General features: G+C 61.9%; 13 protein-coding genes. 9 read left to right on the plus strand and 4 right to left on the minus strand.

Annotation, left to right across the window (positions count from 1 at the left end; genetic code table 11):
* The first annotated feature begins 61 nt into the window (after positions 1–61).
* Positions 62–1,810, plus strand: coding sequence for a cation:proton antiporter (locus G9X67_RS27400; RefSeq protein WP_138331680.1), 1,749 nt, complete (start codon positions 62–64; stop codon positions 1,808–1,810).
* 37 nt (positions 1,811–1,847) lie between these two features.
* On the opposite strand, the gene G9X67_RS27405 is transcribed toward G9X67_RS27400, so the two are convergent.
* Positions 1,848–2,138: a hypothetical protein gene (locus G9X67_RS27405; protein WP_138331681.1), complete on the minus strand. Its 291-nt coding sequence runs from the start codon at positions 2,136–2,138 to the stop codon at positions 1,848–1,850.
* A gap of 197 nt (positions 2,139–2,335) precedes the next feature.
* On the opposite strand from G9X67_RS27405, the gene G9X67_RS27410 reads away from it, so the two are divergent.
* Both G9X67_RS27410 and G9X67_RS27415 read left to right on the plus strand, forming a co-directional pair.
* Positions 2,336–2,926, plus strand: coding sequence for a YqaA family protein (locus tag G9X67_RS27410; RefSeq protein WP_017995313.1), 591 nt, complete (start codon positions 2,336–2,338; stop codon positions 2,924–2,926).
* 78 nt (positions 2,927–3,004) lie between these two features.
* Positions 3,005–3,520 (plus strand): disulfide bond formation protein B, encoded by a 516-nt coding sequence (locus G9X67_RS27415; RefSeq protein ID WP_138331682.1) that lies wholly within the window; start codon positions 3,005–3,007, stop codon positions 3,518–3,520.
* A 74-nt stretch (positions 3,521–3,594) separates the two neighbouring features.
* Here G9X67_RS27415 and G9X67_RS27420 read toward each other — a convergent pair whose 3' ends face one another.
* Positions 3,595–4,152, minus strand: coding sequence for an HNH endonuclease (locus G9X67_RS27420; protein ID WP_012759160.1), 558 nt, complete (start codon positions 4,150–4,152; stop codon positions 3,595–3,597).
* A 111-nt stretch (positions 4,153–4,263) separates the two neighbouring features.
* The gene (locus G9X67_RS27425) at positions 4,264–4,956 is read right to left on the minus strand and encodes a DNA-3-methyladenine glycosylase (RefSeq protein ID WP_138332021.1); all 693 of its coding nucleotides are present in this window, start codon (positions 4,954–4,956) and stop codon (positions 4,264–4,266) included.
* Between G9X67_RS27425 and gluQRS the strand changes: the two genes are divergently transcribed.
* A complete protein-coding gene (gene gluQRS / locus G9X67_RS27430) occupies positions 4,955–5,836 on the plus strand; it encodes a tRNA glutamyl-Q(34) synthetase GluQRS (protein WP_138331683.1) in 882 nt (293 codons plus the stop codon). The two genes, G9X67_RS27425 and gluQRS, sit on opposite strands and share 2 nt — an antisense overlap.
* Here the strand turns inward: gluQRS and G9X67_RS27435 are convergent.
* Positions 5,801–6,724 (minus strand): YihY/virulence factor BrkB family protein, encoded by a 924-nt coding sequence (locus G9X67_RS27435; protein WP_029871104.1) that lies wholly within the window; start codon positions 6,722–6,724, stop codon positions 5,801–5,803. The two genes, gluQRS and G9X67_RS27435, sit on opposite strands and share 36 nt — an antisense overlap.
* A gap of 76 nt (positions 6,725–6,800) precedes the next feature.
* Here G9X67_RS27435 and G9X67_RS27440 point away from each other — a divergent pair, with 76 nt between their 5' ends.
* The 5 genes from G9X67_RS27440 to G9X67_RS27460 all read left to right on the plus strand — a co-directional run.
* Entirely contained in the window at positions 6,801–7,634 is an 834-nt protein-coding gene (locus G9X67_RS27440) for an SDR family oxidoreductase (protein ID WP_138331684.1), read from the plus strand.
* An 18-nt stretch (positions 7,635–7,652) separates the two neighbouring features.
* Positions 7,653–7,856 carry a twin transmembrane helix small protein gene (locus G9X67_RS27445; protein ID WP_138331685.1) on the plus strand — a complete coding sequence of 68 codons (204 nt, stop codon included), beginning with the start codon at positions 7,653–7,655 and terminating at the stop codon, positions 7,854–7,856.
* Between the two features lie 21 nt (positions 7,857–7,877).
* Positions 7,878–8,456, plus strand: coding sequence for a cob(I)yrinic acid a,c-diamide adenosyltransferase (locus G9X67_RS27450; protein WP_138331686.1), 579 nt, complete (start codon positions 7,878–7,880; stop codon positions 8,454–8,456).
* Positions 8,457–8,489: 33 nt separating this feature from the next.
* Positions 8,490–9,275: a rhomboid family intramembrane serine protease gene (locus G9X67_RS27455; RefSeq protein WP_138331687.1), complete on the plus strand. Its 786-nt coding sequence runs from the start codon at positions 8,490–8,492 to the stop codon at positions 9,273–9,275.
* A gap of 186 nt (positions 9,276–9,461) precedes the next feature.
* A partial coding sequence (locus G9X67_RS27460; RefSeq protein ID WP_171600141.1) for an electron transfer flavoprotein subunit beta/FixA family protein occupies positions 9,462–10,000 on the plus strand: 539 nt, incomplete at its 3' end.

Below are 10,000 nucleotides of genomic sequence, written 5' to 3' on the forward strand. Positions count from 1 at the left end.
CTGTTTAATTTTGCTTGCACTTCGTCCAAAGTGGCCGCCGCTATCACAAGAGAGGGCGGACGTGCATCAGGAAGTAGGACTTATCGCGACGGTCGCCGTCAGTTTCGTTTTCGCAGCGATCCTGGGCTATGGGGCCGACCGGCTTCGGCTGCCGCCACTCGTCGGTTATTTGATGGCGGGCATCCTGATGGGGCCGTTCACACCGGGCTTCGTCGCCGATACCGCCCTTGCCGGCCAGCTCGCCGAGATGGGCGTTATCCTTTTGATGTTCGGCGTCGGCCTGCATTTTTCCGCCTCCGACCTGCTCGCCGTGCGCGGCATCGCTGTGCCTGGCGCGATCGGGCGGATCATCCTCGCCACCCTCTTGGGCATCGGCCTTTGCAAACTCTGGGGCTGGAGCCTCGGCGCCGGCATCGTCCTCGGCCTCAGCCTGTCGGTGGCGAGCACCGTCGTTCTCTTGAAGGCGCTGGAAGAGCGCAATCTCGTCAACGCGGCGAGCGGACGCGTCGCCGTTGGCTGGCTGATCGTCGAGGATCTGGTGATGGTGCTGGCGCTGGTGCTGCTGCCGGCGCTGGCAGAGCTTCTGGGTGGCAACGCCAGCAATACGACCAATCACGGCCTCGGTGACCTGCCACTGGCGCTGACGATCGGCCTGACACTGCTGAAGGTTGTTGCCTTCGCCGCCATGGCGATCTTCCTCGGCCCTCGCATCGTGCCCTGGCTGCTGACGATGATCGCCCGCACCGGCTCGCGGGAACTCTTTACGCTGACGGTGCTGGCGATCGCACTCGGCATCGCTTTCGGTTCGGCGGCGATCTTCGGCGTCTCCTTTGCGCTCGGCGCATTTTTCGCCGGCGTCGTCATGAGCGAATCCCAGCTCAGCCACAGGGCCGCCGCCGACTCGTTGCCGCTGCAGAATGCCTTCTCTGTGCTGTTCTTCGTCTCCGTCGGCATGCTCTTCGATCCCTCCATCCTGGTGCGCCAGCCGCTGGCCGTGATCGGCGCACTGGCGCTCGTCATCCTCGGCAAGGGCATCATCACCTTCCTCATCGTCATCCTGCTCAGATACCCTATCAGCATGGGACTGACATTGGCCGGCGGCCTCGCCCAGATCGGCGAGTTTTCCTTCATCCTCGCCGGCCTCGGCGTCTCACTCGGGCTCCTGCCGCATGAGGGCCAGGATCTGATCCTGGCCGCCGCGATCCTGTCGATCACACTCAACCCGATCGTGATCTTCGCAACCGACGGCCTGAAGAAATACATCCATTCGAAATGGCCCTCCCTTTGGGAAAGCTACGGTAGGAGCAGGCAGAAGGCGCTCGGCAAAGAACTGGAAAAGATCAGGGCGCTCGGCGAAGAGCGCGAGCGCCAGCATCAACTGAAGATGCAGCAGCTGATCGAGACTTTCCCGCTGTTCTCGGAGGTCGATGAGAACGCGCAGGAGGAGCTGCTGCTGCTCTTCAAGGCGAAATCCGCGCCGCCGGGCGAGCGCGTCATCCGCCGTGGTGACCGGGGCGATAGCATGTATTTCATCTCCTCGGGCGCGGTGGAAGTGCGGCTCGCCAGCGGCGCGATCCGCCTGGAGCCGGGAGCCTTCTTCGGGGAAATGGCGCTGCTGACCGGCGGACGGCGCACCGCCGACGTCATCGCCGTCGACTTCTGCCAGTTCGAGGTGCTCGAACGGCGCGACTTCAACATGTTCATGTCGCACCATCCGCATCTGCGCGCTGCCGTTAGCGAAATGGCCCAGAAGCGGACGGAAATGAACGTCCTGCGGCAGCAATGGGAAAAGTCGATGGACCTGTCCTGACGCAAACAGCGCCGCATGTCACGCGACCGTGATTGCCTCAGCCCGCCGGCCAATAGCCGTCGGAGCGGAAATCCTCCGGGATCGGATCGAGCCGCGACAACGTCTCGGCTGCGAAATCGATCTGCAGCGACAAGTGTTTGAGAGACGCCAGCATTGGCACACCGGTCGCGAATTCCCGGATGCGGGACAGATGATAACCGCTCTCGCTGATCCGTCGCGCAGCCTCCCGGCGCACGTCCTCTTTGCTTGGTCCGCGCCCCTCTTCGGACCAGTCATCCATTTGCACGGCCCGCCCACGGCCGCCTTCGATCACTTTGAACATTCTCATGCCACCTTGCACGTCGACCCTAAATCAGCTTGCCGCAGAATGGCCGATTCGCAATCCTGCGAAATCTTGGGAGAGGCGCTGACACCCGTCATCACGAAAATTTTTCGACGGCGGTGGCAGGAAGGACACGGGCGAGCATTTACAGCGCCGCGCACGGCCCCTAAAGCTCTTTTGCACTGCAACAGGAAGGAAACGGAATGCTCCGCAGACTTTACGACTGGACCATGTCTCTGGCCGCGCGCAAATCGGCCGAAATCTGGCTCGCCGTCATCGCCTTCGTCGAAAGCTCCATCTTTCTCGTCCCCGCCGATGTGCTCTTCCTGCCGATGGCGCTTGCCAGGCCGGAACGCTCCTATCGCTACGCGCTGGTCGCGACCGTCGCATCCGTACTCGGCGGCATCGCCGGCTGGGCGCTCGGCTTTTACGCCTATGAGACGGTCGCGCGGCCGGTTCTCGAATTCTATGGCAAGCTCGATGCCTTTGAGCAGATGAAGGCCTATGTCACCTACGAGTGGATCCTGCTGCTGCTTGTCACATCAGGTCTTGCGCATCTGCCGCCGATCAAGATCGTGACGATTCTGTCTGGCGTCATCCACGTCAATCTGGGCCTTTTCATTGTTTCGGCGATTATTGCACGCGGCGCGCGTTTCCTCTTCCTCGCTTGGCTGCTGCGCCGCTACGGCGAGCCGATCCGTGACTTCATCGAGAAGCGCCTCGGCCAAATCGTTGGCATCGGTGCCGCTACCGTGATCGTGCTATATGTCGGCTACCGCTCTTTCGCTCACTAGGCGAGGATGATTTTCGGCCGCGCAGGCCTAAAATCTCAATCTGCATCTCATGCTCTACTAAACTCGCGGAGCTCCGCCATGACTATTTCCTCGCCGCTCGCCCGCCCCGGCTTTGTCTATTCCATGTTGCTCGCCATCGGCATGGCTGCGGCGGTCGGCACCGCGCTCGGCTTCCAGTATATCGGCGGTTATATTCCCTGTGCCCTCTGCCTGTTGCAACGGCAGCCCTATTATTACGCCATCCCGATCGCGATCCTGGCCGCCATCTCCGAGCTCGTCGGACTTCCGAACTGGATCACCCGGGCGCTCATTCTCGCGGCCGGCATCCTGATGCTGGTGACGGCAGGCATGGGCGTCTATCACGCCGGCGTCGAATGGCACTTCTGGCCCGGCCCGGCCACCTGCTCAACGACGGCAAGCAGCATGACGACCAATGCCGGCGATCTGCTCGGTGAGCTCAACACCATCAAGGGCCCGTCCTGCACCGACGCGGCACTGCGCGTGCTCGGCCTGTCTTTTGCGGGCTGGAACGTGATTGCCGGAATCCTGCTCGCAGCCTTCGCCTTTGTCGGCGTTCGCAAGGCCGCCTCATAAAATTATGCAGCATTCGAAGTGCTGCAGCGTCCTTGCCGCCTCTGAAAAGATGCGCGGCGCTGCAGGCCGTTCGATCAGGGCTGCAGTTCGGTATCCCAATAGAGATAGTCGAGCCAGCTTTCATGCAGATAGTTCGGCGGGAACAGCCGGCCGTTATTGTGCAGATCCTGCACCGTCGGCTGATAGGGCTTCTGCGCCGGGAACATGCTTGCCTGCTTCGGAAGCTTGCTGCCCTTGCGCAGATTGCAAGGCGAGCAGGCTGCCACGACATTCTCCCACGTGGTCTCGCCGCCATGGGCGCGCGGGATGACGTGGTCGAAGGTCAGGTCGTCATGGGCGCCGCAATACTGGCATTCGAACCGGTCGCGCAGGAAGACGTTGAACCGGGTGAAAGCGGGATTGCGGGACGGCTGAACGTAAGTCTTCAGGCACACGACACTCGGAAGCCGCATCGAAAAGCTCGGCGAGGAAACCGAATGTTCATATTCTGCAATGATGTTCACACGGTCGAGAAATACCGCCTTGATCGCGTCCTGCCAGGACCACAACGACAAGGGGTAATAACTCAGCGGCCGGTAGTCAGCGTTCAGGACGAGCGCCGGCAGGGCCTGTGGGGAGACTGCAATCGTCAAGGGACTCTCCTGATCGATTCGGCATCTGCACCTGTATATTAGGCCGGTTGTTACAGGATTGTGAAGTCCAATAAATTCAGAGGATAAAGGCAATTTGAAGAGTGTTGCCGATCAGCCGATCGGCACCATGTCACGGCGCATCTTCGTGGCGTAGTAGGCCCAGAAAAGCCGTGCCGCTACCGAGCGCCACGGCGACCAGACTGCCGAAAGCTCAGCAAGCGTCTTCGCCTGCGGCCGTGCAGCGAGACCGAATGCCGCCCCGACGGCATTCTGCAGCGCGACATCGCCGGCCGGGAAAACATCGGCGTGGCCGCCGCAAAACATCAGATAGACCTCTGCCGTCCACGGCCCGACGCCCTTCAACGCGGTCAGTTCGCCAAGCGCCTCGCCCGGCGGCTTCAGGCAGAGCCCGGAGAGATCGAGACGGCCGGAGGCGACCGCTTCGGCAATCCGCGACAGCGTCTCGGCCTTGGCGCGCGACAGACCGAATTCGCGCCACGCATCGGCGTGAAGCAGCGTGTAGCCTTGGGCCGTCAGCGAACCGTCCTCCGGCAGCATGCGCCGCCAGATCGCCTCGGCGCTGGCGCGCGACACCATCTGCGAGACGATGATATGGGCAAGGCCGGCAAAGCCGGGTTCGCGCAACCTGAGCGGAATGGGCCCGGCCTCCGCAACGATCGTCGCAAGACGCGGATCGAGGCGAAGCAGCGCTTCGAGCCCCTGTTTGACGTCATCTTCGTTGCGGATGATCTGCACTTTGCCTCGCAGTGGTTCAAAAACCGAATCCATGGCAGAAGAAAGCATGACCACGAGTGAGCGTCAAAAACCTGTCTTTCGTTTTGCGCCGAGCCCCAACGGACCGTTGCATCTCGGACATGCCCTCTCGGCCCTCATGAACCGCGACATGGCGCAGGCCGAACAAGCGCGCTTGCTGCTGCGCATCGAGGATATCGACCAGACACGCTGCACGCCGGAGTTCGAGGCCGGCATTCTCAGGGATCTCGAATGGCTTGATATCGGCTGGGAAAGCCCGGTGCGGCGCCAGTCGGAACATTTTCCCGAATATCAGGCGGCACTGCACACGCTGATCGAGCGCGGGCTGGTCTATCCGGCCTTTCTGACGCGCGGCGAGGTGAAGGCCCGCGTCGTCGCCTACGAGGCGGCGGGTGAACTCTGGCCGCGCGATCCCGACGGCACCCCGCATTATCCCGCAAGTGATCGCGAGCGTCCGGCAGACGAATGGCGGGACATACTGACCTCGGGGAAGAAACATGCCTGGCGGCTCGATATGCGCAAAGCGCTCGACCTGATCGGCGAACTGCTGTTCTGGACGGAAACCGGCGACGGCAGGACAGGCGAGATTGCCGCAGAACCCGACGTCTGGGGCGACGTCATCCTGTCGCGCTCGGATGCGCCATCGAGCTATCATCTTTCCGTGGTCGTCGACGATGCGCTGCAGGGCGTCACCCATGTCGTGCGCGGGCTCGACCTCTTCCACGCCACATCGGTGCACCGGCTGTTGCAGGTGCTGCTCGGCCTGCCGCAGCCGGTCTATCACCATCATCGTCTCATTCTCGGCGCCGATGGCCGCAAGCTTTCGAAAAGCCAAGGCGACACCGGGCTTGGCGAATTGCGCGCCCAGGGCATGTCAGGGGCGGATATTCGCCGCCTTGTCGGGCTCTGATTGCCTTTCGACACGCTCTCTGCCGACGATCGACAGCGTGTGGGAGAACATCCGGAAGACGCGGAACTTGATCAGCGCTGCATTGATCTCCGCCCCGATGATGAAGATGACGCCGACCATGTAGAGGAAGATCAGCACGATCATGACAGAGGCGAGACCGGCATAGGTTGCCGTATAATTGGCGAAGGTCGCGAGATAATAGGCAAAGATCAGCGCGCCGGCGAGCCAGAGAAGCAGCGTCAGCAGCACGCCGGGAATGACGTCGAAGACCCGCCGCTTGCCGGCCGGCAGCCAGAGATGCATGACCAGCAGTCCGACAGTCAGAACCACCAGCGTGCCGTAGATGCGCCAGCTGAAGACGATGTCGAGCGTATCGGCAAACAGCGGAAACCACTTCCTCGAATAGTCGAGCGCCAGCGGCAGGGCGACCAGCAGGATGCTGATGGCCGTAAAGATGATGACCGCGATCAGCACGTAGCCCAGGCTGGCGAGACGCGTGAAATACCAAGGCCGTGTTTCCTGTACCCGGTAGGCGCGGTTGAGCGAAATACGCAGCGCCTCGACACCGTTCGAGGCGAAATATGCGGCCGCCAGCACCGAGATCGTCAGCAGCCCGCCGCGCGGAATGGTCAGCACCTGCAGCACCTGGTCGGCGAGCGGTTTGGCGATCGCTTCGGGCCATGTGTCGAAGATCAGGTGGATGGCGGTCGAGGAAAACTGATCGGCGCCGAGGAAGCTCGCAAGCGCCGTGCCGAAGATCAGGAAGGGGAAAACCGCAAGCAGGCTCGACAGCGCCACATGGCTTGCCATGGCAAAGCCGTCGTCCTCGACCATGTGACAGATCGCGTCATAGACCACGTCGTAGATCGTGCGCAGCACCTTCGGCATTCCGTCTCCGGCTTTCCAGATTGTATCCTCTGGCCGAATATGGGAAACGAGTCCCATTTTGTACAGGAATCATTCCATGGCGGGAGAGCGCACCATCGTCGTGACCGGATGTTCGTCCGGTATCGGCGCTCATTGCGCGCGGGCGCTGAAAGCCGATGGCTGGCGTGTCTTCGCAACGGTGCGCAAGCCGGACGATCTTTCGGGGCTGGAAGCAGACGGCATCGAAGCCTTCCTGATGGACTATGCCAGGACCGAGACGATTTCCGACCTGGTCGGCGCGGTTCTGGAACGCAGCGGCGGTCGCATCGACGCACTCTTCAATAACGGCGCCTATGGCCAGCCGGGCGCCGTCGAAGATCTGTCGACGGCAACGCTGCGCGCGCAGTTCGAGGCGAATTTCTTCGGCTGGCATGAACTGACGCGGCAGGTCATTCCGCCGATGCGCAAGCGCGGAGAGGGGAGGATCGTGCAATGCTCGTCGATCCTCGGCGTCGTCCCCTATCGCTATCGTGGCGCCTACACCGCGTCCAAGTTCGCGCTGGAAGGCCTCAGCGTTACGCTGCGCATGGAGCTGCAGGGCAGCGGCATCCATGTCAGTCTGATCGAGCCGGGACCGATCACTACGCGGTTCACCGCCAATGCGCTCGCAAAGATCAAGGAGCATATCGACCTCGAGAATTCGCCGCACGCGGTCGATTACATCAGACAATTGGCGAGACTCGACGGATCGGGGCCGGTCAACCGCCATAAACTCGGCCCGGAAGCGGTCTATTCCGTGTTGAAACACGCATTGAACTCGAAAAATCCGAGGCCACATTATCCTGTAACGACTCCGGCTAAGCAGGGCATGTTCCTGAAGCGGCTGCTTCCGGCAGACCTCTTCTACCGCCTGATGCGCTGGACGGACTGACTGAGAAAGTTGAACGCCATGTCCACGGTCACCTATATCCTCGCGATCATTGTCATGGGCCTCGTCGCCCTCGTCCTGATCCGCGGCCTCTTCAACATGATGAAGGGCGGCGATCCCAACCGTTCCAACAAGCTGATGCAGCTTCGTGTGCTGTTGCAGGCGATCGCCGTCATCCTGATCATGATAACGCTCTGGTGGACCGGCGGCGGCCGTCCGACGTGACCGGACTTCAAGGGGGAAACCGTGGTCAAGCTCAACAAGATCTACACGAAAACAGGCGATGACGGCACGACCGGGCTGGTGTCCGGCCCGCGCCGGCTCAAAGACGATCTGCGCGTCGAGGCCTACGGTACGATCGACGAGGCCAATTCCGCGATCGGCCTGGCGCGGCTGCACACATCAGGCTTGCCCGAACTCGACGCCATGCTGATGTCGATCCAGAACGATCTCTTCGATCTCGGCGCCGATCTCGCTACCCCCGACACTGGTGAGCCGCCGGCCTACGAGCCCCTGCGGATCATCGAGACGCAGGTCGACCGCGTCGAGCGTGATATCGACCAGTTGAACGCCGGCCTGGAGCCGCTGAAATCCTTCATCCTGCCAGGCGGCAGTCCGGCCGCCGCCCATCTGCATCTTGCCCGCACGATTGCGCGCCGAGCCGAGCGTTTGATGGTGGCGCTTGCCCGCACCGACGGCGAAATCGTCGGCGAGCCGGCGATGAAATATGTCAACCGGCTCTCCGATTTCCTCTTCGTCGCCGCGCGTCATGCAAATGACCAGGGCCATGCGGATGTACTTTGGGTTCCGGGAAAAAACAGATAGGCTTGCCGCGTTCACGATCGCCGGGGGGCCTTTATGTTCATACCACTTCACGATGCCAATACGCTGAAACATATCAAGGTTCAGTGGGTGACGCTCGCACTGATCGCGCTGAATATCGCGGTCTGGCTTTTGACCAGCCTGGAGAGCGAACAGGCAGCCCAGGCGACGACTGTCGGGCTCGGCTACATCCCGGCGATTGCCTTCGGCCATGCGATGCTAGCGCAGGGGCTCGAAATCGTGCCGGAACCGCTGACCTACCTCACCTACGCCTTCGTCCATACCGGGTTTTGGCATTTGGCCGGCAACATGATCTTCCTCTGGGTCTTTGGCGACAATGTCGAGGATGCGATGGGGCATCTGCGCTTCCTGATCTTCTATCTCGTTTGCGCGGCCGCCGGCGCGCTCTGCCACGGCCTGCTGACCATGACCTCGGAAGCGCCGCTGGTCGGCGCATCGGGGGCGGTCTCCGGCGTCGTTGCCGCCTATGTCATGCTTCATCCGCGCGTCAGGGTCTGGGTGCTGGTGTTTTTCCGTGTGCCGTTGCCCTTGCCGGCCTTCGTGCCGCTGCTTTTGTGGATCGGGCAGCAGTTCTTCATGCTGGCGATTGCACCTGACGGCGACGTTTCCTGGGGCGCGCATGTTGGCGGCATCCTTGCCGGCGCTTTACTGATCCTGCTGTTGCGCCGGCCTGGTGTGCCGCTCTTCGACCGGCAGATCGTCACGCCCCGCGCCGTGAGAAACGACGCAGGCGGCGGCCCGGCCATTGCGGCCGGCACGGACGGGCGGACGGCGCAGCGCTTTCCCTGGGGTCGACGCTAACGACGACATTGACGTGAACGTAAACGTCCATATATTGCCGAGGCAAATCGCCTCCCGGCGTCATCGAAGCGTTGAATTTGGAGGAAAAGCGCGTATCCATGTCGCCATTCGACAATCGGAGCGGCGTCCGAACGCGCATTTTCTAAAAAAGTCTCCGAAGCCAGTTTCTCCTGAAGGAAGGACCCCATGAAGATACTCGTGCCAGTCAAACGGGTTGTCGACTACAACGTGAAGATCCGGGTGAAGCCGGACGGCACGGGTGTCGAGCTTGCCAATGTGAAGATGTCGATGAACCCGTTCGACGAGATCTCGGTGGAGGAGGCGTTGCGGCTGAAGGAAGCCGGCAAGGCCGAGGAAGTGGTGGTGGTGTCGATCGGTCCGGCCAAGGCCGAAGAGACGCTGCGCACCGCACTTGCCATGGGCGCCGACCGGGCGATCCTGGTCGAGACCGACGATGCGGTCGAGCCGCTAACTGTCGCCAAGATCCTCAAGGCTGTGGCTGACGCCGAACAGCCGGGCCTCATCATCGTCGGCAAGCAGGCGATCGATGACGATTCAAACCAGACCGGCCAGATGCTGGCGGCCCTTCTGGGCTCGGCCCAAGCGACCTTCGCCTCGAAGATCGAGATCGGGGATGGCAAAGCTCAAGTCACCCGTGAAGTCGATGGCGGCCTGCAGACGATCGAGATCAAGCTGCCGGCTGTTGTGACCACCGATCTGCGTCT

This window comes from Rhizobium sp. WYCCWR 11152, assembly GCF_013087615.1.
GTDB lineage: Bacteria > Pseudomonadota > Alphaproteobacteria > Rhizobiales > Rhizobiaceae > Rhizobium > Rhizobium indicum.